This is a genomic window from Paenisporosarcina antarctica (assembly GCF_004367585.1).
Classification (GTDB): Bacteria; Bacillota; Bacilli; order Bacillales_A; family Planococcaceae; genus Paenisporosarcina; species Paenisporosarcina antarctica.
The window spans coordinates 546,754-570,256 of the sequence record NZ_CP038015.1 but is presented as its reverse complement, the minus strand read 5'-3'; the positions used below and the strand labels follow the sequence as shown (position 1 = coordinate 570,256).

The window sequence follows — 23,503 nt, the reverse complement described above, 5'->3', positions numbered from 1 at the left end:
ATGTGAATTTAAATTCTTTCTTCCTGCTTTTTTAAATTCTCTAAAAAAGAATTAATCTCTTGTTTACTCTTCAAAGGAATAATGTCCTTTGTTGAACCAAACGTTTGGAAGTCCTGAAACAGTTTCACCATTTTTCTCTTACGAGGATAGTAAGTCGTGATAATAAACTTAATAAATTCCCAATCTATTTTTTCCTTACACCCTTCACCTATATCACTTCGAGTTTTCCCAATGTTGATTAACCATCGTTTAACAACGCGATAAAGACAAACATAGAGTGGTAGTTCTAATAAATAATCGTATCAGCATTTTCAGCACGAATCTCAAAAGTATTACTGTAATTTCCTTCAATAATCCATTGACGTTGACTCACAATTTCCTGCTGAGCTTTTGAAAATTCCTCTAATGTAGCTTCCACCCAATTTGGCTTCCAATAGAAAACATCTAGATGATAAACATTAATATCTATTGCTTCACCTAATTTCCGAGCAAAGGTTGACTTCCCAACTCCTGAAGATATCCCAATCACCATAATTTGATTCACTAAATGTTAACCCCTTTATGACAGCATTTTTCCAATATAGCCCAAAATCAGTGTTTTGAAAAAACTTTTATCGCGGTTAGGTAATAAGAATTGCCAGAAAAAAAAGTCCTGGAATCTATAACGATTCTAGGACATCCTTTATTTATAACGTTCTCTATTCCGATCAAGCTACAGCTTCAAAATGTGTAGCCTGTCGGAACATATCAACAGTACTACGTGAGTTCGTAGCCACCATCTTCATGTAACTTAACTAGCGATACCAACTGAAGATATAACAACTATATTTTTATAGCCAGCACATTTGATTTCAAGTAATGATAGACTCCATCTTCATCACACGTAAATTCCGTTATGTCATCAACTACTTCTTTAATATGATCAGCTGCATTTTTCATAGCCACAGAATGACTGACAAATTGGAACATCTTCAAATCGTTGTCACTGTCTCCAATGGCCAAAGTTTCACAGCCCACTAAATCATAGCGCTCCAGCATTTGTTTGATACCTGATGCTTTGCTGACGTTTGCGACCATGACTTCTGCATTGTGAGGAGAAGAAGGAGTCATCGTGAATTCAAGCTCTTTTTGTAACTGCTCAAGTTCCATTTTCCAGCTATTTATTTCCTCTTTCGTTCTTGCGAAAAAATAAAACTTCGAAAATTGAGTTCCTGTTATCTCTTCCGTCCACGAAATTTCTTCTTTGATTGCTTTTTGGCGCGAACTCCACTCATTGATTTCAACAGTTTCAGGCTTTGGTTCTCTAATTTCAGCTAACACATATTCTTTATCCTGCTGTAACACCATTCGAGATTCGCCGTATGGGAAAAGCTCATAATAAACCTTACTTTTCCGCGCTTTCTCAATGAGTGTTTCCACCAAGTCCATTGGGAGTGAATGTTCAAATACTACTTCTTCTCCTATATATCCAGCCATACCGTTGGCTGTGATGATCCCGTCTACCTTAAAGCCCTCAGGTAACATTTCATGTAATTCCGATGCCGATCTCCCTGTAGCAATAAAAACGAAAATCCCCTCGCTTCGCAGGTCGTCTATGATTTCTTTCGTGTGAATGCTCACTTCGTTATGATGGTTCAAGATCGTACCGTCCATGTCTAAGAATACTGCCTTAGGTTTTAATACCAATACGTTTCCCCCTATTATGTGAATAGAATTTATTTAGCTAGTATACGCTTTGCTATTTCTAAACTCAATGAATGCACAAAAACATAACAAAACTTACAATTTGATTTATGTTGTAGAAAGAGAAGCACAGGCAAGAAATAATGATGAAATTGAATACGCTGCTCTCTCTTTGTAAGTATTCCTATATTATAGAACCTAAAGCAAGAGGGTTCCATTTCCTATCAACTTCCCTATATGATTAAAGACCATTTTTGAATATAATAAAGTACAAAGAAGTGTACTTAACCTATCGCGTAGAGGCAAATGTGTCAGTATGTAAGCAATCTGGCTGAAAAAAGGGATCAGGTGGCGGATGGAGGCTGAAATGGAACAGATATTAACTATTGAAAAAATACTAAATAATAATGTGGTAATTGCCCATCATGATATATATAAAGAAGTAGTTCTGATCGGAAAAGGTCTAGGTTTCGAAAGAAAAAAAGGGGATAAGATCTCTTTTGATAAAGCGGATAAAACCTTTTTACTGAAGAATGAGACGGAAAAAGAGCAATACGTCAACCTCCTTCCCCATATTGAAGAAAACTTAATTGTCTTTATCCATGAACTGCTTCTTTTTGTCGAAGAACAGATGGGCACAGAGCTGAACGAGCATATTCATGTGGCATTGACGGACCATCTTGCTTTTGCAATCAGTCGAGCAAAAAAAGACATGCAATTCTCCAATCCATTTCTATATGAAATCGAGGCTTTGTATCCAAAAGAATACCAAGTTGCAAAAGGCGTCGTCAAAAAGGTGGAAAAACGCATGGATGTGGCGTTTCCTGAAGGAGAGATTGGCTTCATCGCGCTTCATATACATAGTGCGGTTACGGATAAATCTTTGCGTGATATTAACCGGGATCACGTTCTCATTTCAAAACTTATTGAAATTATCGAAGAAAACCTCGTCCTCCATCTGGGAAAAGACAATATCAACTATCATCGGCTAATCCAGCATCTTCACCGGGCAATTGACCGTGCTCACCAAGGTGAATCTATTGGAGAAGAAAAAAAGCTGGAAGAAGTGTTGAAAAAAGAATATCCTGTATGCTATAATCTTGCTTGGAAGCTAGTAAAAGTAATGCAAAACCAATTGAATAAGCCGATAGATGAAGCTGAAGTTCTATATTTGACGATTCATCTGCAACGCTTACTACATAACTCCTAAATCATTCATACGTGTTACTGATTCGATCAGGCATGAGTATGAAAAGATTAACAGGTTAATTTCGAGGATATTTTATACCCTTTATTAATCTTTATCTTTTCTACTCATGCCTTTTTTGTATTTATTCCATTACTTACTTCCGACTTGTCAAAAGCGTTTGATTTGGTTACATCTTTTATTTCAATAAAAAAGGAGGAATTTCACATGTCTATTAATTTATTTGGTACCTTGCAAAAAGTCGGCAAGGCATTGATGCTTCCGGTAGCTCTCTTACCTGCAGCAGGTATTCTTCTTGCATTTGGTACAAGCTTCGCACAGGATACCTTTATTGACGCAGTGCCATTCATGGGCGCTGACTGGATTCAAAGTTTGCTGTTCATTATGGCTGAAGCCGGTGGAGTTGTCTTTGATAACTTGCCCTTGCTGTTTGCTGTCGGTGTAGCCATCGGTCTTGCTGGGGACGGTGTAGCCGGTCTCGCTGCCATTATCGGTTACTTAATTATGAATGTCACTATGAAAGCGTTTGGCGGTATTACAGCTGAAATGACTTCTGATCCGGCATATGCTTTAGTTTTAGGAACCCCTACACTGCAAACGGGTGTCTTCGGCGGTATTATCGTCGGTATTTTAGCGGCTTTTCTGTACAATAAGTTTTTCAATATTCAATTGCCGCAGTTTCTTGGTTTTTTTGCAGGCAAACGTTTTGTTCCTATAGTTACCGCCTTCTCAGCGGTTTTTCTTGGTATTTTGATGTTTCTAGTTTGGCCATTCGCTCAAAATGGCTTGAATGCTTTGTCTCATTTCATGTTGGAAACAAACCGGACACTTGCTGCTTTTGTGTTTGGGACGGTTGAACGTTCTTTAATCCCATTTGGATTACACCATATTTTCTATTCACCATTTTGGTTTGAATTTGGATCTTATACAAATGCAGCAGGAGAAATTATCCGTGGCGACCAACGAATTTTCTTCGCGGAGCTAAGAGATGGTGTAGATTTTACTGCTGGTACATTTATGACTGGTAAATTCCCGTTTATGATGTTCGGTCTCCCTGCAGCAGCACTTGCCATTTATCACTGTGCCCGCCCTGAGAAAAAGAAACTTGTTGGTGGAATCATGGCATCAGGTGCACTTACTTCGTTCCTAACAGGAATCACAGAACCACTTGAATTTACTTTCTTGTTTGTAGCACCAGTATTGTTCGGTATCCATGCAGTTTTCGCAGGACTATCATTTATGACCATGCACTTGCTTGACGTTAAAATTGGCATGACCTTCTCCGGCGGTTTGATTGACTTTCTGCTCTTTGGCGTTATGCCAGGTCGAACAGAGTGGTGGTGGGTAATCGTTGTAGGACTTGTCTTCTCAGTCATTTACTACTTCGGTTTCCGTTTTGCCATCAAGAAGTTCAACTTGATGACACCCGGTCGTGAAGCAGATGATGCTGACGATCAGGATGGTAAAGAAATCGGCGATCTTCCGTATGAGATTCTTGCGGCAATGGGCGGAAAAGAAAACATTACCGACCTTGATGCATGCATCACTCGTCTACGTGTCAGTGTAAAAGATAAAGGCAATGTAGATAAAAAAAGATTAAAAAACCTTGGCGCTTCTGGTGTTATGGAAGTCGGCAACAATATCCAAGCTATTTTTGGAACAGTTTCGGACAGTCTGCGCGGGCAAATGCAAGATATTATGAATGGCAAAGCCCCACGTTCGAAAGAAGATGTACCGAAAACTGTTAAGCAAGCCAACGAAACTGAAGATGCTGCTGTTGACATAGTTGCACTTGAGTTCAGTAGTCCTTTAACAGGTGAAATCTTACCAATTACCGATGTACCTGACCAAGTGTTCTCGGGCAAAATGGTAGGAGATGGATTTGCGATTAAACCTACAGATGGTAAAGTCGTTTCACCTGTAAACGGTAAAGTAGTAACTGTTTTCCCAACCAAACATGCGATTGGCCTCGTAGCAGATAACGGCACAGAAATCCTTATCCACATCGGGATTGATACCGTTAAGCTGAAAGGTCAAGGATTTACTTCAAAGGTTGAACAAGGTGACCTCGTTGAGCAAGGCCAGATTTTGATGGAAGTTGATTTGGATTATGTTGAAAAGAACGCTCCATCGATCATCACGCCAATCGTCTTTACGAATTTGGAAGCAGGACAAGTTGTAAACATCAAGAAATCGGGCATCGTTACTGCCAATGATAAAAATATTGTTGAGATTACTGAAGGAAACATGTAATTTCTAATTTAAAACCCACGGCAGCGAGATATTCGCTACCGTGGGTTTTTATATCGTTATATGAACTTCCAGCAATAGGTAACAAAAAAGTCCTCAATTCTATAACAGATTCAAGTACTACCTTTACCTTTATAATTAGTTGGAGTGTATTCTTAATTGTTATTGTAGAGATTGATCAACTTTCTATTTAACAGTAACAATCGCTTTATTTTTGCTGAGCATAGTCTTACGCATTTTTATTGGGTTACTCAAACCAACTAAGAAGATAACCGCAAGTAAATTTATCCACCAATTCGAACCAAAATCAATTACCATACTGACAATAAATATTACCAGGACTCCAATTAAATTAATTGTACCTAAACATATATATAGAAAGTGATTAACACCAACATGTTCAAGCCTTGATTTCAGAAAACTCATTCCTGTTTTTGCCATAATATAAAATGTAAACATCATGACTATAAATTGCGCAAAACTCCACATGCCACTGAATTCCTTTAAAGTTTGTGTATATTTAAAAATTTCAATTGAAGTTATTCCCAAAAATAATGATGTAAGTGTACCTAATGTTTGTAGAATAATTTTAGAATTCAGACCATCATCCCTTCATTTAATATTGGTTAGTCTATCTGATATAACATACTCACCATTTATACTTATTAGTACTGTATTCATATTTAATTGAAAATAAATAAGCCCAAGAATTCAATACTGAACCTCGGGCTGACCTATTAATTATTTGTAATATGTATAAATAATGTAATTAAGACCTATTGAGCTTTTGCTTCACTAGGCTTATGTTCAACAGAGGCCACCTAGCATCAGTAAGGTTTTCTAAGAGATGAGCTATCATTGTACTCATTTTTTATCCTCTTCTGTTTGAAGCACGAGTTTCTGGGAATCTTTCTTCAGTATTTTCATATACTCATCACTTAAAAAGCCTTTTCCTCCACGAATGATTTCTTCCATATAGTGAGCAGGTGGGGCTACCTCTGTCTCCTTCTCTACCACAATAAAAGTTAATACTTCTTTTAACATGTTATCAGCCATTTTCACTTGAACTACTGCAGGTCGATAACGAACTGCAGTTACTCCTTCTCTTCTAAATAAATACGGTAGGGCTTCAGAGGAAATCTCATACACTTTCCCTTCAACAATGCCACCAGATTCAACAATATCTGCTCGGCCTCCATCAAAGGACTTTATTGTATAACGAAGTGAATAGCCGTCTAGGACACCAGTTCCAACAACCTTGTTAAAATAATGATTTACGTTTGCCTTTATAAAACGCGCAGCATCCATACAACTTCCATATGCAAAATAGCCAAGAGTACTTTGTTTGATTAGACAATATACTTTCCAGTCGCCACTATCAATTCTAGTTTTAAACATCTCGATCTTTAGTGGTTCCACAACATACACGTAAGCTTCGTGTACTCCTTGGTCTGTGGAGATGGTTTGAGTTATTCGATCGTAAAAATTGGTGTTTCCTTTTCCACTATAGCCTTCTAAAGCATCTAATTTTTGTAACTGTTCATTATTAATTTCGTAAAGCTCACCGTAAACTCTACCTTGAATATCCTGCTGTAACGCAGGATATTCAAAACCAGTATCAAACAATAATCCAGTTGTCCAAGCTTGCTCTGCCACACACGTGGCATCTTCTACTAAACGATGATTTTTTTCATTCCTTCTTAATGTTCCATACACAAATACTAATTGTTTGTGCTCCATACAATCTCTCCTTATCATTTATTAATCATAATAGGTCAATCACAGGAAATTACAGTACCGCATTACCTTATTCCAGATTCATACCTCGATATTATTTGAAACAGACCGAGGGGAAAAACTTTACTACTGCTTTATTGAGTAGTTTGAAAGAGATTAATATCTCGTGTCTATGTAATGGTAATTTTATAGAGAAGTAAGTGCAACAGTTGTGTTCGTTATTCACAGGTAAAAAGACCATTTAATATCATATTTACAGTTGGTAAATTCATTCGTGAAAAAAGCCCAAGCCATTTTCGGCTTGAGCTTTGGATCTAGTTTCAATACTTTTCTTCATGACCTTTATCTTTACAACTTTACTTTCTCAACTCTAACCAAGCAACAGCTTCACAATGCGTAGTCTGTGGGAACATATCAACAGGCTGTACTTCTTGTGTCGCGTATCCGCCGTCTTCTAAAATTCGCAAGTCACGAGCAAGTGTTGCTGGGTTACATGATACATAAACTACACGCTTCGGTTTTTGCTCTAAAATTGTTAGAAGTAATGCTTCGTCGCATCCTTTACGTGGAGGATCGACTACTAATACGTCGGCTGTAATGCCGTCTTTGTACCATTTCGGTATAACGACTTCTGCAAGTCCTTCTTCGAAATAAGTGTTTTTAAATTTGTTGATTTCTGCGTTTCTTTTCGCATCTTCAATGGCTTGTGGTACAACATCAACGCCCAATACTTGCTTCGCTTCTTTCGCCAAGAACAGAGAAATCGTTCCAATTCCACAATAGGCATCAATAACAGTTTCTGTACCTGTTAGTTGAGCATACTCTAGAGCTTGTTTGTATAATACTTCTGTTTGTTCAGGGTTAACTTGATAGAATGAACGAGCTGAAATTTCAAATCGAACATCGCCAATTGTATCTTCAATTGAATCTTTGCCGAACAAAGTGAACGTTTCTTCACCGAAAATAACATTTGTTTTTTCAGAGTTTATATTTTGAACGATTGATGTAACTTCTGGCAAAATTAATTTAATTGCTTCAATTGCTTCTTCTCTTTGTGGGAATTTCTTTTTCTTCGTCACGATCACGACCATGATTTCACTAGTTGCAAGTGCTTTACGAATGACGATGTGACGCAACATACCTTGGTGAGTTTTTTCGTTATACGGAGTGATACCAATTCGGCCTAATTGCTTTTTCATTTCACGAAGTAGATCATCCGCTTGTTCAGATTGAATGATACATGTATCTGTGTCTACAATTTCATGTGAACGCGTTTTATAAAAGCCACCTACTACTTTGCCATCTTGTAAGGCAAATGGAATCTGCGATTTGTTACGGTAGCGCCATGGGTTGTCCATTCCTTTTACGGGATGAACAGTTACGTGAGGTAACCTAGCAATACGCTCTATTGCATTTTTCACTAATTGTTGTTTCCACTTAAGTTGACCTTCGTATGATAGATGCTGCACTTGGCATCCACCACATTCGTCAAACACATGACAAGGTGGCGCTACGCGGTGTTCTGATGGTTTAATAATTTCAATTAATTTTCCAAAGCCATACGATTTCGTTGTTTTTACTACGTGGATTTCTGCTATTTCACCTGGCAGTGCACCTACAATAAATAACGGGTAGCCATCTACTTTCGCGACTCCTGCTCCGTCATGAGTTAAATCTTCAACATGAACCGTGATGCGGTCGTTCTTTTGTACGGGTAAAGACATGTAATTTCCTCCATTTCAATTACTTCAATTGTATCACGAGACGATGAAATAAGGATATTCAGTTACTATTGAGAATTATTTGTTTTACGAGTACGTTTTATACAATTGCTATACATACTTACTAAGAAGAACGCGCCTTCGTGAGCATTTAGATTTTAGTTTCTATTAATTTTTTTGATTGTTTTAAGACTATCACTGAGAAATTCTTCCCTATATATCATCTTTGGAATATTATGTTAACATATAATCAAGAATATTTTACTATGATAGAAGGAAGGAGCGATTAAATTGACACATACAAAACAAAAAATCCATCCATTTTTGATGTTTGAAGGGACCGCTGAAGAAGCAATGAATTCGTATACTTCATTATTTAACCAATCTGAAATTATAAACATTACTCGTTATGGAGCGAATGAAGCTGGTAAAGAAGGCACCGTTTTACACGCTACATTTTCACTAAAAGGACAAGAGTTCATGGTTAGCGATAGCAATGTGAAGCATGATTTTACTTTTACTCCTTCCCTATCCATGTTTGTCACATGTGATTCCGAAGAAGAAATTGATCGTGTTTACAATATCCTTTCTCTAGATGGAGAAATTTTGATGCCGTTAGCAGCATACCCCTTTAGTGAAAAGTTCGGTTGGTTCAACGATAAATTTGGTGTTTCATGGCAACTAACTCTCCCACTTAATTAACACGAAAGACTATTTAGTTTGATTAAAAGTACCTTCATTTTAAAGGGTGGTCTGAAATGGAAATAATCATAGCAAGTATCTTCACGATTATCATCACGATTTCTACTGTTTATTATTTAATTAAATTGTTTACTTTAGCTTACAAAAAAGATGAGATTACTTATTTTAAGTTAATGGTTTACGTAACATCTGTGATAGCTGTAGGATTTATTGTGGCTTCAATCCTACCCTTGATGTTTATGATAGTAGTTGATGTGTTTTCTTAAGTTTTTTCAATCGTGATTCTAAAGTCATCACACAAAAGAGCTTGGAAATATATTTCCAAGCTCTTTATTTGACTGTCTTTTTCTTACTAAAGCATCCTAAAGAGTTAGGTCTCAAATTAATAATATAATTTTAATAATCACCATTTCATCAACTTCATAACAATAGCGTCAATCCTCCTTTGATTTACGCTACCTTTACTTTTATCTGTCAATTTAATTTACCGTTGGGGTCAAGTAGTTACCGTATATACTAGATTAGAATATCTAATATGATATAAATACCATCTTACTGTTTTACTGCAATAAACGCGTAAGTTGGCAGTGGCTTGACTTGATTCGAATTGATAAATTCTTCTAACAACATGACTTCCGACTGAATAAGCTCTTTTAGTTTGATGGGTATATCGCTTGTTTTATTAAGCTCATCTTCTATATCGATAACTACCTTGTTAATCTCCCAATTCCCATCTTGCAACTCAGGACAATCAATTGTTTCATCATTAATAATAGTCCAACCAGAACTTTCAACAATTGATTTAATATCTTTTGGCGTAAAAAGAGTTCTTATATTTGAAACACTATCGTCCTTAAATGATTCATACTGAGCTTGGATAAGAATAGATAACAAATGAGGGTATTGCTCGATAGTTTTGATTCTCGAATCCCATTCTGCAAAACAAAGCTGTTTACCCCACTTTTTTATTTTTTGCATTAATTCCCGTAGTTCGTCTAAAGATTTTAAGTACCAGGAACAATGAGAAAATACTATATAATCGAAGTAGTCCTCTATGATTTCTAAGCTATTTGAAGATAGTAAATCAATTTCAAAATCAAATTTTATTTGTTTACCTAGCTTAGATTGCATTAAATACTCCGCAGAGTCTCCTAGTGAAATTGGACTTCCATAAGTTAGTGATGCACTATCAATACCGTGCACTAGCCCTTTTTCACCAACAAAGTATGCAAGGACAGCAGTTGTATCACCTTGTCCACAGCCTATTTCTAGAACCCTACTTCCTTCTTTTATTCCCCAAAATTCGACTAACTTTACACGATGTTCAGTTTGTACCTTTTGAATATTGGACATTTCTTTATTTGTAGCCATACATTCAACAATAGTTTCCAAAAATTCATTATTCATAAAATACCTCCATAATTCAAAAAATAATTTACTATCGTTATTCAATTAACATGACCAAGTTATTTTAAGTTAAATCTTCACAATCGTATATTATCCAGACTCACTATTTACAAAGGGAAACCCCTTCTCTATATTATTTAACGTTCAATCAACCTTTTCCTCCTTTAATAAAGCCTTAAAAAATAAAAACTACTTGATTACTGAATATTCATACAGTACATTTATATATAAAACAATTTCTAGGAGGAACTATAGTGAACATAATTTTCTTCTCACCACACTTTCCTCAAAATAGTACCTATTTTTGTATCAATTTAAAAAATAGCGGTGCAAACGTCCTGGGAATTGGGGATACACCTTATGATGCTCTAAGCGATAAGCTGAAGGAAGCGTTAACAGATTACATTCAAATTAGAAATATGGAAGACTACGATGAAGTTCTGAAATCGGTTGGTTATTTCACTCATAAGTTTGGAAAAATAGATCGTTTTGAATCTCTAAACGACCATTGGTTAGAACTGGAAGCAAAAATTCGAACCGATTTCAATATATACGGTACAAAATTGGATTCGGTATACGATGTCATACACAAATCCAAGATGAAAAAGTTTTTCGAAAAATGCGATGTCACGATGATTCGCAGTATAAAGGATATTAATTATACAAAATCAGTTAACTTTATTAAAACCGTTGGATATCCTATCGTAATTAAACCGGATTTGGGTGCAGGTGCAAGCATGACTTCTAAGATAAATAATGACCAGGAATTAAACCAATTTTTTGAACACAAGCCTGGAGAAGTCAATTTTATTGCAGAAGAATTCATTGAAGGTAATGTTTTAACTTATGATGGCTTAATTGACCGTGATGGCGTTGTACAATTAGCTGCCACTCACTTATTTGACCAAAGTATTATGAAGGTCGTAAATACAAATGACCATTTGCACTACTATTGTTTAAAAGAAGTCCCAACAAAAATTAAGCTAGCAGGACAGAGTATTTTGCGTGCTTTTGACATAAAAGAACGATTTTTTCACATTGAATTATTTGAGTCCAAAAAAAATGGCAAGCTCTACGCACTTGAAGTAAATATGAGACCTCCTGGTGCTTGGATGCCAGATGCCATTAACTTTACGTATGATTGCGATGTTTATAAAGAATGGGCCAATATGGTTGTCCATAATCATGTGAACACGACTAAAGAAGGAAAATACTTTACCGCCTATGCAAGCCGGAAAGATCATAAGCACTATGTACACAGCCATGAAGACATACTGTCTATCTTTTCACCTTACCTTGTTAACCATAATCGAATTGAAGATGTTTTTAGTCAGGCAATGGGCAATTACGCTTTTCAGTTTCGAGCAGATACGTTAGAAAAAGTACAATCAATCGTCTCTTATGTTCAAGAGGAAATGAGGAATTAATATGCATATCTCCTATCATAAGGAATGGAGTCATTCATTAAATAGAGACATGGAATACAAAGTTTATGGTCATAAAGGAAAACCGATATTAACATTCCCGTCATCTGGCGGGCGGTTTTTTCAATATGAAGACAACGGAATGATTGAAGAGTTGAGAGACTTCATCGAGGAGGGTCGCATTCAAGTGTGGGCCTGTGACGGAATTGATGAAGAAACATTTTTCTCTCAACATCCGAGTATCAATGCTCGAATGACGCGTCATAAGCAATATGATCAGTACATAGCCCAAGAACTTGTGCCATCTATTTTACACAAAAGTAAGATGAGCAATCATGGAGACGATCAAAAGATATGGATAACCGGCTGTTCCATGGGCGCATTCCATAGTGCGAATTTTTTCTTTCGCCATCCCTTTGCTTTTGATGGATTGCTAGCACTCAGCGGTGTCTTTTCGACGAGTTACTTTTTTGGGAATCATATGGATGATGACGTTTATTTTCACTCCACTCTTTCCTATTTGAATGATTTGCATGATGAGAATTATTTACAATCTTATAGACAAAGTCGACTGGTCATTTGTGTTGGACAAGGTGCTTACGAAGAGGAAATGATTAATGAAACCCATCAATTAAAGAATCTGTTGGAAAAAAAATCGATTCCAGCTCGCATCGATTTTTGGGGACATGATTCACATCATGACTGGGATTGGTGGAGAAAACAATTTCGCTTTTATATAAGTGAATGGATGTAAGTCATTTACAGCACTAGTAGTTGTTCATCCCATAAATAATGGATATTGGGATTGGTTTGAAGATGTCCCTGGTGCTTTAATTATGTGTGACCACAATAAAACAACAAAGGCTACCCTTTACAGAGTAGCTTTCTTGTTTTACTAGTATAATTTATCCTACTCAAGTAATATTCCTTTCCTCATCTATCTGCGTTATAATTCCAAGAATATGATTTTTTAAACTTCCCCCTTTAAAGTTCGACACTCAGTTATATGTATAATTTGGTGAAAGGAGACATGTCTTGTGCCCAATTTTTTAAGGAAAATCAGGTTTCACCCTGCAAAGATTATTGTTTCTTTTTATATATTTGCTGTATTATTTTCAACTCTTTTACTTAGCTTACCTGTTGCCCTTAAACCTGGCATCAGTTGGGATTTTTTAGATTTGTTATTTACTGTAGTAAGTGCCATAAGCGTAACCGGCCTTTCCGTTGTATCCACACCAGAGACATTTAGTACAACAGGAATATTCTTTTTATTATTTATTCTTCAGTTTGGCGGAATTGGGATTATGACTCTTGGTACATTTATATGGATCGTACTTGGAAAGAGAATTGGGTTAAAAGAACGACAATTAATAATGACTGACCAGAACCAATCTCAATTAGCTGGTGTAGTCAAACTTATGAGACAAATATTACTCATTATACTTTTAATAGAGTTCATTGGCACAATTATTTTAGGCACTCATTATCTGAACTATTTCCCAACTTGGCAAGAAGCTTATTTTCAAGGTTTATTTGCCTCAGTTAGTGCAACAACAAATGCTGGGTTTGATATTACTGGTAACTCTCTTGTACCATTTGCAAATGACTACTTCGTTCAATTCATTACGATTATTTTATTAACATTGGGAGCCATTGGATTCCCCGTCCTTATTGAAGTGAAGGATTTTATTCTAAATAGAAATTTGAAACATCGTATTCACTTTTCCTTGTACACAAAGGTAACAACTCTGACTTTTTTTTCTTTAATGTTAGTAGGAACAATCATCATTTGGGCATTTGAAGCAAATCATTTCTTTGCTGATAAAAGTTGGCATGAGTCCCTTTTCTATTCGTTCTTTCAATCAACCACAACTAGGAATGGTGGGTTGGCAACAATGGATATTAGTCAGTTTTCTGATGCTACCTTATTGGTTATCTGTTTATTAATGTTTATTGGTGCTTCACCAAGTTCTGTTGGTGGGGGAATTCGAACAACCACGTTTGCTTTAAATTTACTGTTTATATACTCATTTGCGAGAGGACACAAAAGTATCAAAGTATTTAAACGTGAAATACACGAAGATGATATTAGGAAATCTTTCATTGTAAGTATGCTTGCTGTAAGCCTTTGTTTTGCAGCTGTGGTCATCCTCTCAGAATTTGAACAATTTACTTTACTAGAAATTATGTTTGAAGTAACTTCTGCATTTGGTACCACTGGTCTATCTATGGGTATTACTCCTGAACTAGGTTCTGTTGGAAAAGTAGTCATCATTTCACTTATGTTCATTGGACGAATAGGAATTTTATCTTTTATTTTCTTGTTTAACCGGAAAACTCAACAAGCCAATTACCATTATCCGAAGGAACGTATCATTATCGGATAATATGCGTTTTCGTCGACTCTTATGACATTTGGTGGCGCACTTCAAAAGGTGTGGGAAGAATCTTAAACCTATCCTCTAGAATCTATCAATAGATAGAAAAGCAGCATCTTATGCTCAGTTGATAGCTGTATAGTTTAACCAAAAAATAATAAAGTGATTTACTAAAGGACATCTGAATTTGATGTCCTTTTATATATATTAAAATTAATCAATGATGAATGCTTATGCAAGAATTTACGGCTGAGGTTCCTATAAAAAGATTAGAATGGCTTTACATTGTGAAACCTATTATTTAGAAGAGGGATAATAAAAAAACTAGATATTAGGATGTGTAATAATGACAGAAAAATATCCTACTTACGATCAAATACGTGATGTTCATCAAGAACTTACTGATATGAGATTAGTGTATTGGATTAATCACGATTTGTTTTCTTTTCAATGGTGGTTACTTGTAATCCTGTTAATTGTTCCTTGGATTGTTTGGTGGAGATACGTAGACAAAAAAAGAATTAGCCAAATACTGTTATTTGGGACGTTATTAATGTTACTAGTTATGATGATGGATGATTTTGGGGTAGAAGCTCATCTCTGGTCATACCCATATCAATTAATCAATATTATGCCCAGATTAATTTCTATAGACCAAGGCATCATAATTATTGCCCATATGTTCTTATATCAATTTTTTCCTAAATGGAAAAAATTTATTATTGCTAATACGGTTATGGCAATAGTATTTACATTTATTTTTGAACCCCTTGTTGTTTGGTTAGACATTTATAGATTAGAAAATTGGCGTTATATATATTCTCTTCCTATATATATTTTAAAAGCCGTTTTAATAAAGTGGTTAGTGGATGAAGTGATATTGAAAAGACAATTACACAGTAAAACTAAGGCACTTTAAATTTAATCCACTTACAATCTATCTATACTGTGAGCTTGGAGATATCTTTTCAAGCTCATTTCCATTACTTATAGGTAATGATGGTTATTCCAGCTCACGGATGTTTTCCCCATTCATGTCATTAGATTTAAATCATCTTCTTCCAAAGCTTTAGTAACGGATGCAATCGCATGTATGACGGCTGTATCAAATATTGGGACTTGTGAATCCTCTTGTTTTATTAATAATCCAATTTCTGTACATCCCAATATGATACCTTCAGCTCCATTATCAATTAAACGTTGGATCACCTCTTTATAATAATCTCTTGATGATTGCTTAATTTCGCCTAAAACTAATTCTTCAAAAATGACTCTATTTACGCCCACTCTTTCCTCAGTATTTGGCACCAATACCTTAATACCATTAGACTCTATGCGTGATTTATAAAAATCTTGTTCCATCGTATATGTAGTGCCTAATAACCCTACTTTACTAATCCCCGTTTCTTTAATTTGTTTTGCTGTTGCATCAGCAATATGTAAAATAGGTATGGTAATTTTTCTCTCAATATGTTCAACAACCTTGTGCATTGTATTTGTGCATATTATGATAAATTCCGCTCCCGCTTTTTCCAAAGTCTGCGCAACATCTCCTAACAAATTACCCGCACTTTCCCAATCACCTTCAGCTTGGTAACGCTGGATTTCATAAAAGTCGACACTATATAAAATACATTTTGCTGAATGTAATCCACCTAGTTTGTTCTTCACTTCTTCATTGATTAACCGATAATATTCTACTGAAGATTCAAAACTCATACCACCTATTAGTCCAATCGTTTTCACAATAACCCTCCATTTATAAATCTCTTATTCTAGTTAAACAAATAAAATTGATGATATATACACAACAATTGTTACCGTGAAACTGCTTAACACCGTTGTAAAGAGGACTGTTTGAGCTGCTACTTCTGGATACACATCATACTCCATGGCAAGGGTTGCACTATTCCTTGAAGTGGGAAATGAACTTGCAATAAATAGAGACTGAGCAACTACTCCATCTAGCCCCATGATATAGATCAGAATTAGCGCGATACCTGGACTGATCAATAGTCTTCCAATACTACTGACAATAATCAACTTGTTCAACATCGTTCTAAATTGGATTTTCGCGAGTTGTGCGCCTAATAAAATAAGCGCAATAGCGATAAATGCATTGGAAAGTTGATTGATCGGTATCCAAATGAATTTAGGAATGTTAATATGAAATGCATTTAATAATCCACCAAGCATCATTGCATGAATGATGGGAAGAAGCAGGAGTGCCCTTAAAATATCGAGTCCGGATTTTGTGGCAGAGATCAAGTTATATAAACCATATGTATACGTAATGATATTTTGAAAGACCACCATAATAATTTGAATTGATACCCCTAAAGGATTCGCTTGAAAAATTAATTGGCTTACCGGAATTCCATAGTTTCCTGAGTTCATCAACACTACACTATTATTAAAAATTCCCGCCTCCCCTTTATCGAGTTTAAGAATTTTACTAATGAATGAGCTGACAATCATTAAACAAAGACTGAAAATGAGTAAATACCCGATGATTTCTAGGAGTACTCCAAAGTCGATATCTGTTTCATAAATATTCATAAAAACCGCTGCTGGCATGAAACAATACGTAATTAAATTTGACATAGCTTTCAAATCAAAGTTAAATTTCCTCTGTAAACTTGCGCCAATGAGTAAAAGAATCAGTATGGGTACAATTACGTTCAAAAAGACAATACCTATAAATAACAAGTGCATTACTCCATTCATATGGATAGACACGTTTCATAAAAGAAACCCACAACCATTTTCTCTATCTAATTGTTATATTCTCTATTTTATCTGGATGTCCTGTTTCTTTTTAATCAAAAGAAAGGAGCCAATAATTTGATATAACGATAGGATCTACAAAACCATCCGTTTAGTTAAGTGGTACAAAGTCATAGTTAAACATACTAAAAGAGCCCAAATTTATATACGAATTTGGGCTCTATGACTAGATATTATTAACAATTTCTATATTGTTCACCGTCTAAGCGGCGAATATTTCTGTGGTACTGGTCGTCAATTGCTATTCTCATTAACAGTAATGACTACATTCCCTTTCTTATGTCCTTTGTCAACATACATGTGAGCCTCGGTCATTTGTTCTAACGAGTAGTGTCTATCTATGACCGATTTTATCTTTCTTGCCTCCATAAGCTCTTTTAGGAGAATTAGATCTTCCTTACGTACCTTTGCGATTCCCTGCCCATCAACTGTCACATATGACCCGTTAGGAGTTAGCGCTTTCTTGCAATTAGATTTCGAAGTTTTTCCAACTGCATCAAAGATAATATCATAAAGCTCTTCTCTATTCGTAAAATCCTCTTTGGTGTAATCAATTACCTTGTCAGCACCCAGTGATTTCACCAATTCTATATTTGTGCTACTACATACCCCGGTAACCTCTGCCCCAAAGTACTTGGCAAGCTGAACCGCAGAAGTCCCTACCGCTCCAGAAGCTCCATAAATCAGTACTTTTTGTCCACTCTGCATATGTCCTTTTCTAAAAAAATGCAATGCTGTTGTTCCCCCGAAAAGAACGGAAGCGGCTTCTTGATAGGTCGCATTTGCCGGTTTTAATGCCAACATTCCGTCTTCAGGGATACAGGTGTACTCGGCATGAGCACCAAAACTCATCCCAGTTAATGCAAAAACCTGATCACCTGTTTTAAATTGTTTTATATTTTTTCCTACTGCTTCAATTTCTCCGGCTAACTCTACCCCAAGTATTGGTTTCCTATGTTTTCTAAAACCTAAAATTAATCGCATGGGAACCCAGAGCAAGACAGAACTATTACAACTTCGTACTCTACAGTCACCTGATGTCACTGTTGTTGCATGAACTTTTACCAGTACTTCATTGTTCTTAGGAACAGGTTTATCTACCTCTCTAAGTTGAAGAACATCCGGTGATCCATATTTAGTACATACAACCGCTTTCATACTTAATCCTCCTCAATTAATAACTCTTTTTATGAAGTAATTCTATTTCTTTAATTATATGAGTGAATATTCCGATAAATTAAGCGAAAAAGTACTTCTATTTTGTCTGTTAAACTGCCGTTGTTTGTAAAGCGGTTTGTAGAATTATGTGCCCTTTTTCATCCTCAACTAAACGAATTATAAATGGTCTAAATCACTTCTTAAACTTTTGTCTACGTTAGCTCCTGATTTCCACTTATACGTGAATTACTTGCTGAGCTTTATGTTTATCTTCCTCTTTTACATAGATATCATATTGAGTAGTATTATTGCGAGCAAAATTGACGTTTAGACTTGGCCTGCTAATACTAACAGTCTCGTAGGAAACACCGTATTCTATTAATTTATTTACCACTCTATAATATTTTTCGTTCCCAAAAGCCGTATATATTAAGCACTTATGTTTTGAGAACAACATCCTCAACAAGCCCAATTGATAACAACTCCTCTAAAGGTAAGATGATACGCTTTTTGTAATAATAAATTTATCCCTTTTATAGCTTCATCACTGAATTACCTCTCAAAAATTCCATTCACTTTTAGTTTAATATTGATACGTTCTTGCTGACAGAGAAGTTTCATTATATGGTGAATAACTATAAATTTTGACCTGCATGTTGCAAGTATTCAAAGGTATTTCGGAATATTTATAGAATCTATGCTATAAGATGAATAACTAAAATTCAACTTTCAGTAATTCAAGTAAATGGAAGTATGTTAATTTTTGAGGAGAATGGAAATTGGAGCATTCGAGGAAATGCTTTACTTATTTTGTTGCTAGAAAAGGCAGGAGTAAACGAAATAAAAGCACATTTTTCTTTGGGAATCTTATTGATTGTTTCAGGACTGCTAATTGATTTTGTCTTCGTGCAATAGGTGTTTCTTAAATATTCATACCTCCGACCTCATTTTTATTGTTAAAGTTATTGGCTAATTTCATATAAATAAATGAGCTTGGAATGGATCTCCAAGCTCATTTATTTGACTTACTTTTTTTACTAAATCACTCGTTAGTTGAAGAGATTTGTTGTCTATTATTGTCATCTTAAAAAGGAAAAGACAGGAATAATGAACACTAATGGTTTAAGAGATAATATTAAACTAGAAGGGTTAGACATTATCCATGATAATTTCCACATGGTCAGGATCCTTTAAACATCCGACCTCCCCCTCAGTATTTTTCTAGGTCCAGACCGAGCAACCGCTCGCTGACTTTCTTCTTAGTAAAATTAAACGATTGCCAGTCGTCCAGTGGATTATCCCTCATCATCTGTTGGCGGTCATACAACATATGTTCAAGCTCCGGATAATTCGGATTCATTTTGTACAGTTCAACCAATCCCTCAACACCCGTGTATGAAAGAGCGTCGAGGTAATGAATATCAATCTTGCCAGTCCGCTCGTAACGCTCCAGATTCTCATCCACGATTATCCGTTCAATATGCATGACATTTAGCGATGTATAGAACACCAGGCCTGCAATCAGATAGAAATGCATGAGTACAAGTCGCTCAAACCAGACCCGGATGAGTGTGTAGGCAAAAATTACAATTAGGAAAATCATGAATGCATGAGCTAGAATCCGTTCCATGGTAAATCCATATGCAGCTTCATACATACTTAACCGCTGATAGGCAGACACCAGCATCACTCCGCTGACGATAACCAGCAGAGAATACATCAGCTTAAGCACCAGCTTCATTTTTATCCCTTGTTCACGCACAAACTTCAGACAGATAATCAGTATCGTCCAGTTGATCAGCGTGACGATTATCAGTTCAAAGAACCCGCGTCTCGCAAACTCCGCGTAGGTATAGCCTTCCTGGAGCCCATCGCTGAAAAAGTAGGTGAACTGGATTGCTGTAAAAAGAGTGTACACCGCATTAAGCAGAATTAGGATTGTCACCGCACTTATCCCATTCCAGCTAATCGTACCCTTCTCCTCACCATTCTTTTCCTGAATGGGTGTCCGTCTATTAATCTGCAACACCTGGAGAATTCCAAAAAACAGAGCAGTGAATACCAGTACAGCCACTGTCCGAAATATCCCTTCCAAGTTAAGCTCAAAAATAAATTGTGGCATCCTGAGTACTATCTCCTCAAAGACGGCATCCGCCGACATTAAAAGACCTGTAATTATCCCTAGGAGTGGGAGGCCGATAAGAAGACCAATCAGCACCCGTTTCACTGTCTGAGTAGTGGATTCATCCATATTTCTGAATAACACCTTAAATACTCTGCCACTGAATTGGCTGATGTAGGCGACACCCTGCCAAATTTTAGCAGACATTCGCACCACAAATGCGGGCTTTCCCCATTTCAGGTTGTCAGGGCTTGTAATCAGTACCACATGGAACAGTACAAGAAACGGGATGACCACTATATTCAACAGGAAGAAAAGCGCATTGTCATACAATACATAACTCGCTGCCAGCAGCCAGATACACCCCATTACTAAGAGACCAATCCTCCGATGGTTGAATCCCTGTCTAAACCGCACAAACACCACCAGATAGAACCCTGTGAGAAAAACCAAATACGAGACTCCTATCCAAGCATGAAAAAAGCTGATTTCAGCAAGTATCCCTAGCCCAAGACAACTGAGCATAAACAGCCATTCATTCTTCTTAATTTCTGTATCCATCTATTAACCACTCCTTACTGTGTTTATTTATATACAATGAATTTCTTCAACTACCAGGTAGCTATTCTCTCTTATTATTCTTGAGTATCTTCGTCACTTTTGTATTCTAAAATATCCCCAGGCTGACAGTCTAAAGCTTTGCAAATTGCCTCTAAAGTGGATAATCGAATCGCTTTGGCCTTTCCATTTTTCAATATAGAAAGGTTAGCCATTGTGATTCCAACCTTCTCTGAAAGTTCGGTTACGCTCATTTTTCTTTTAGCTATCATTACATCAATATTGATTATAATCGCCATTGTTTTCACCTCAGACTGTTAAATCGTTTTCTGATTTTATATCGATAGCATTTTTTAGTAGCTTTTGAAGAACAGCAGCAAAGACTGCCATCACAAATGAAGCAAACGTAATGAACAACCCAAGTGCTCCGAGACCTGGAGCGTCGTCTACTTCCGCCATGAACATAATGATTGGCATGCATAATACATACAATCCACTGATTATGAGGGCACAGTATTTTATTTTCTTCAAAGCCTTAACCGATAATTCTGAGAAAGCGATGTTCCTGTCAATATAACTTAACAGCCTTAACGCCTGATACAATGCCACAAAATACGCTATCGCCGTTAAATACAAGACGAATAAAAAGACATACTGCAAATAAGGCATCTTAGGAATTAATTCTCCCGCAAAAGTTGTAAGCGGAGGCACAACAAATATACACACAGCCAGAACCGGAATTGCCATAAGAAAAATAACTACCTTTAAAAAGAGTGTTTCCCGTTTCATATAAAGCACCTCACTTATTTAATTTTATTTTAACACAACATTTATCGAATTACGATAAATAAGTATTGTTATTTACTATATGTTTATTGTTATATAAATATTCTTTTAATTTTTGACAAAGATAAAAAGCATTCCTCATTACAAAGAAAGGCTCTATAACTTTAAACTATTCAATCTAACGCAAAAGCAGATAATTTTTTCCAACTAAAGCCACCCCGTTAGGTGATTTGCTATTTCCTCTCCAGTAGAAAGGATTCTTCATTTACATCATCCTAACTTTAATTCCCAAATCCTCATTGGTTACATTGCATCGAGAACCAACATTGTCGTGTACGGACTACCTTCAAATTTATCTTGCGTTACCTTTTGTGTGCAGAATCTTTCTTTTCTTAACTGGTAATGCGTAAGCCTGTTACACGGGACGGTAGTTTGATTCATTTATTTTATCATTAAGTATACTAATCTTTTAATCCCTTACCATTAAGAATTTGCTGCATATATTTTTCAATCCTTGACTCTCGAGTTTTGGATTGTTTGGGTTGAGTAAAATAGAGAATGTATGCTCTTTGCCTTCCCGGCGTCAATGCTTCAAATGCTAGTTTCAAGGCATGGAATTCATCGAATTTACTTTGAAGTTCTACAGGAATTATGAATTCTATAGTCTTTTTAAAATTCACTTCCAAACCAGATTTTTCAACTTCAACGGCTTCATTAATATAGGCTTTCAAGATGGTTTCCATTTCAACTATTTCTTGAACAGTGGTAAACCGAATCTGGCGCGCCGCCTGTACATTCTCCGTTTGTTGGATTAGAATCCCAGAGGCATCCTGTAACAAGGCACCTTTGTGAAACAGAAGCGCACAGTATTCTTTAAATCCATGTATTAATACTATGTTCTTTTTCTCAAACGTGTAACAAGGATGCATCCACTTAAATTCTTCTGTCAGCTCACAGTCAAGAACGATATCTCTCAACTTCTCATATTCAAACTTCCATTTATTGGATTTATTTAAATATTCATCAACCTTAGGATTCATTTTATTATTTGTCATCAAAGAACACTCCTCTTCCATTTTTCGATCAGCTGACAGTCAAGAATGATCATTCTCAATTTCCAAAACATTTTTGGCTTTACTTGAATACTCATCAACCTTGAATCATTTTCTATGACCCACTTGGCAAGCTTGCTTCATTTTCTGGCGAGAAGGCATCTAAACAATTAATATTTATTTTCATATTTGATATACTCTTAATTCACAAAATTTAGTCTTTCAAAGCAAACGGCTCTGTCCAATACTAAGCCGCTTTCTGTTTCCTGTTCCTTAGCCAATCTATAATGTTTATGTAACTGTAGTGTTTATCGGACCAGCTACCTAAGTTTAAGATAACTTATTGGGCTCGTCCACTAGCCTCCCTTTATATACAGTATGATTTATTACCATATTCAACGTATGTAACGATACTTCTAACTTGATAGAAGTATAATATACAGTGAATTTATTATAGTTTATAACGTACTCAATGAAACTCGGAAAGTTTTTTACTTTAATAAGGGAACTCTGCGAATTCACTATTAGGCC

21 protein-coding genes and 1 pseudogene are annotated in these 23,503 nt (G+C 36.0%); 9 read left to right on the top strand and 13 right to left on the bottom strand.

Annotated features, from left to right (window positions below; genetic code table 11):
- Nucleotides 1-8 precede the first annotated feature (8 nt).
- Together E2636_RS02825 and E2636_RS02820 are read right to left on the bottom strand one after the other, a co-directional pair.
- Nucleotides 9-544, bottom strand: a pseudogene (locus E2636_RS02825) (topology modulation protein).
- A gap of 278 nt (nucleotides 545-822) precedes the next feature.
- The gene (locus tag E2636_RS02820) at nucleotides 823-1,686 is read right to left on the bottom strand and encodes an HAD family hydrolase (RefSeq protein ID WP_134208815.1); all 864 of its coding nucleotides are present in this window, start codon (nucleotides 1,684-1,686) and stop codon (nucleotides 823-825) included.
- A 364-nt stretch (nucleotides 1,687-2,050) separates the two neighbouring features.
- Between E2636_RS02820 and glcT the strand changes: the two genes are divergently transcribed.
- Nucleotides 2,051-2,893: a glucose PTS transporter transcription antiterminator GlcT gene (gene glcT / locus E2636_RS02815; protein ID WP_134208813.1), complete on the top strand. Its 843-nt coding sequence runs from the start codon at nucleotides 2,051-2,053 to the stop codon at nucleotides 2,891-2,893.
- Nucleotides 2,894-3,097: 204 nt separating this feature from the next.
- Entirely contained in the window at nucleotides 3,098-5,143 is a 2,046-nt protein-coding gene (gene ptsG / locus E2636_RS02810) for a glucose-specific PTS transporter subunit IIBC (RefSeq protein WP_134208811.1), read from the top strand.
- A 183-nt stretch (nucleotides 5,144-5,326) separates the two neighbouring features.
- Here the strand turns inward: ptsG and E2636_RS02805 are convergent, their stop codons facing one another.
- From E2636_RS02805 to rlmD, 3 genes are all read right to left on the bottom strand, one after another.
- Entirely contained in the window at nucleotides 5,327-5,581 is a 255-nt protein-coding gene (locus tag E2636_RS02805; RefSeq protein ID WP_208324140.1) for a hypothetical protein, read from the bottom strand.
- Between the two features lie 423 nt (nucleotides 5,582-6,004).
- Nucleotides 6,005-6,880: a gamma-glutamylcyclotransferase family protein gene (locus E2636_RS02800; RefSeq protein WP_166669471.1), complete on the bottom strand. Its 876-nt coding sequence runs from the start codon at nucleotides 6,878-6,880 to the stop codon at nucleotides 6,005-6,007.
- Between the two features lie 353 nt (nucleotides 6,881-7,233).
- Entirely contained in the window at nucleotides 7,234-8,601 is a 1,368-nt protein-coding gene (gene rlmD / locus E2636_RS02795) for a 23S rRNA (uracil(1939)-C(5))-methyltransferase RlmD (RefSeq protein ID WP_134208805.1), read from the bottom strand.
- Nucleotides 8,602-8,889: 288 nt separating this feature from the next.
- On the opposite strand from rlmD, the gene E2636_RS02790 reads away from it, so the two are divergent.
- On the top strand, nucleotides 8,890-9,300 hold the full coding sequence (locus tag E2636_RS02790) for a VOC family protein (protein WP_134208803.1): 411 nt from the start codon (nucleotides 8,890-8,892) through the stop codon (nucleotides 9,298-9,300).
- Between the two features lie 56 nt (nucleotides 9,301-9,356).
- A complete protein-coding gene (locus E2636_RS02785) occupies nucleotides 9,357-9,566 on the top strand; it encodes a hypothetical protein (RefSeq protein ID WP_134208801.1) in 210 nt (69 codons plus the stop codon).
- Nucleotides 9,567-9,852: 286 nt separating this feature from the next.
- On the opposite strand, the gene E2636_RS02780 is transcribed toward E2636_RS02785, so the two are convergent.
- Complete coding sequence (locus E2636_RS02780; RefSeq protein WP_134208799.1) at nucleotides 9,853-10,707, bottom strand: methyltransferase domain-containing protein; 855 nt, start codon at nucleotides 10,705-10,707, stop codon at nucleotides 9,853-9,855.
- Between the two features lie 254 nt (nucleotides 10,708-10,961).
- Between E2636_RS02780 and E2636_RS02775 the strand changes: the two genes are divergently transcribed.
- The 4 genes from E2636_RS02775 (at nucleotide 10,962) to E2636_RS02760 (ending at nucleotide 15,428) form a co-directional block, all read left to right on the top strand.
- Nucleotides 10,962-12,134 carry an ATP-grasp domain-containing protein gene (locus E2636_RS02775; protein ID WP_134208797.1) on the top strand — a complete coding sequence of 391 codons (1,173 nt, stop codon included), beginning with the start codon at nucleotides 10,962-10,964 and terminating at the stop codon, nucleotides 12,132-12,134.
- Nucleotide 12,135: 1 nt separating this feature from the next.
- Nucleotides 12,136-12,885 (top strand): esterase family protein, encoded by a 750-nt coding sequence (locus tag E2636_RS02770; protein WP_134208795.1) that lies wholly within the window; start codon nucleotides 12,136-12,138, stop codon nucleotides 12,883-12,885.
- A 283-nt stretch (nucleotides 12,886-13,168) separates the two neighbouring features.
- Nucleotides 13,169-14,518 carry a TrkH family potassium uptake protein gene (locus tag E2636_RS02765; protein ID WP_134208793.1) on the top strand — a complete coding sequence of 450 codons (1,350 nt, stop codon included), beginning with the start codon at nucleotides 13,169-13,171 and terminating at the stop codon, nucleotides 14,516-14,518.
- Between the two features lie 337 nt (nucleotides 14,519-14,855).
- Nucleotides 14,856-15,428, top strand: coding sequence for a CBO0543 family protein (locus E2636_RS02760; protein WP_134208791.1), 573 nt, complete (start codon nucleotides 14,856-14,858; stop codon nucleotides 15,426-15,428).
- Between the two features lie 113 nt (nucleotides 15,429-15,541).
- Here E2636_RS02760 and E2636_RS02755 read toward each other — a convergent pair whose 3' ends face one another.
- From E2636_RS02755 to E2636_RS02745, 3 genes are all read right to left on the bottom strand, one after another.
- The gene (locus E2636_RS02755; protein WP_134208789.1) at nucleotides 15,542-16,255 is read right to left on the bottom strand and encodes an aspartate/glutamate racemase family protein; all 714 of its coding nucleotides are present in this window, start codon (nucleotides 16,253-16,255) and stop codon (nucleotides 15,542-15,544) included.
- A 33-nt stretch (nucleotides 16,256-16,288) separates the two neighbouring features.
- Nucleotides 16,289-17,224, bottom strand: coding sequence for an AEC family transporter (locus tag E2636_RS02750; protein WP_134211730.1), 936 nt, complete (start codon nucleotides 17,222-17,224; stop codon nucleotides 16,289-16,291).
- Between the two features lie 306 nt (nucleotides 17,225-17,530).
- Entirely contained in the window at nucleotides 17,531-18,454 is a 924-nt protein-coding gene (locus E2636_RS02745) for an NAD(P)-dependent alcohol dehydrogenase (protein ID WP_134208787.1), read from the bottom strand.
- A gap of 753 nt (nucleotides 18,455-19,207) precedes the next feature.
- On the opposite strand from E2636_RS02745, the gene E2636_RS18865 reads away from it, so the two are divergent.
- Complete coding sequence (locus E2636_RS18865) at nucleotides 19,208-19,369, top strand: hypothetical protein (protein WP_166669470.1); 162 nt, start codon at nucleotides 19,208-19,210, stop codon at nucleotides 19,367-19,369.
- Between the two features lie 295 nt (nucleotides 19,370-19,664).
- Here the strand turns inward: E2636_RS18865 and E2636_RS02735 are convergent, their stop codons facing one another.
- The 4 genes from E2636_RS02735 to E2636_RS02720 form a co-directional block, all read right to left on the bottom strand.
- Complete coding sequence (locus tag E2636_RS02735; protein WP_134208785.1) at nucleotides 19,665-21,137, bottom strand: DUF4153 domain-containing protein; 1,473 nt, start codon at nucleotides 21,135-21,137, stop codon at nucleotides 19,665-19,667.
- Between the two features lie 74 nt (nucleotides 21,138-21,211).
- Nucleotides 21,212-21,433, bottom strand: coding sequence for a helix-turn-helix domain-containing protein (locus tag E2636_RS02730; RefSeq protein WP_134208783.1), 222 nt, complete (start codon nucleotides 21,431-21,433; stop codon nucleotides 21,212-21,214).
- Between the two features lie 10 nt (nucleotides 21,434-21,443).
- Nucleotides 21,444-21,923, bottom strand: a complete 480-nt coding sequence (locus E2636_RS02725) for a DUF2975 domain-containing protein (protein ID WP_134208781.1) — start codon at nucleotides 21,921-21,923, stop codon at nucleotides 21,444-21,446.
- A gap of 458 nt (nucleotides 21,924-22,381) precedes the next feature.
- Complete coding sequence (locus E2636_RS02720) at nucleotides 22,382-22,975, bottom strand: YdeI/OmpD-associated family protein (protein WP_134208779.1); 594 nt, start codon at nucleotides 22,973-22,975, stop codon at nucleotides 22,382-22,384.
- Between the last annotated feature and the right edge of the window lie 528 nt (nucleotides 22,976-23,503).

Coding starts and splice junctions, on each gene's coding strand:
- E2636_RS02745 (WP_134208787.1), bottom strand. CDS start 18,454: ATGAAAGCGGTTGTATGTACTAAATATGGATCACCGGATGTTCTTCAA.
- E2636_RS02800 (WP_166669471.1), bottom strand. CDS start 6,880: ATGGAGCACAAACAATTAGTATTTGTGTATGGAACATTAAGAAGGAAT.
- E2636_RS02750 (WP_134211730.1), bottom strand. CDS start 17,224: ATGCACTTGTTATTTATAGGTATTGTCTTTTTGAACGTAATTGTACCC.
- E2636_RS02785 (WP_134208801.1), top strand. CDS start 9,357: ATGGAAATAATCATAGCAAGTATCTTCACGATTATCATCACGATTTCT.
- E2636_RS18865 (WP_166669470.1), top strand. CDS start 19,208: ATGTTAATTTTTGAGGAGAATGGAAATTGGAGCATTCGAGGAAATGCT.
- E2636_RS02760 (WP_134208791.1), top strand. CDS start 14,856: ATGACAGAAAAATATCCTACTTACGATCAAATACGTGATGTTCATCAA.
- E2636_RS02725 (WP_134208781.1), bottom strand. CDS start 21,923: ATGAAACGGGAAACACTCTTTTTAAAGGTAGTTATTTTTCTTATGGCA.
- E2636_RS02805 (WP_208324140.1), bottom strand. CDS start 5,581: ATGGCAAAAACAGGAATGAGTTTTCTGAAATCAAGGCTTGAACATGTT.
- E2636_RS02720 (WP_134208779.1), bottom strand. CDS start 22,975: ATGACAAATAATAAAATGAATCCTAAGGTTGATGAATATTTAAATAAA.
- E2636_RS02735 (WP_134208785.1), bottom strand. CDS start 21,137: ATGGATACAGAAATTAAGAAGAATGAATGGCTGTTTATGCTCAGTTGT.
- rlmD (WP_134208805.1), bottom strand. CDS start 8,601: ATGTCTTTACCCGTACAAAAGAACGACCGCATCACGGTTCATGTTGAA.
- E2636_RS02730 (WP_134208783.1), bottom strand. CDS start 21,433: ATGGCGATTATAATCAATATTGATGTAATGATAGCTAAAAGAAAAATG.
- ptsG (WP_134208811.1), top strand. CDS start 3,098: ATGTCTATTAATTTATTTGGTACCTTGCAAAAAGTCGGCAAGGCATTG.
- glcT (WP_134208813.1), top strand. CDS start 2,051: ATGGAACAGATATTAACTATTGAAAAAATACTAAATAATAATGTGGTA.
- E2636_RS02780 (WP_134208799.1), bottom strand. CDS start 10,707: ATGAATAATGAATTTTTGGAAACTATTGTTGAATGTATGGCTACAAAT.
- E2636_RS02770 (WP_134208795.1), top strand. CDS start 12,136: ATGCATATCTCCTATCATAAGGAATGGAGTCATTCATTAAATAGAGAC.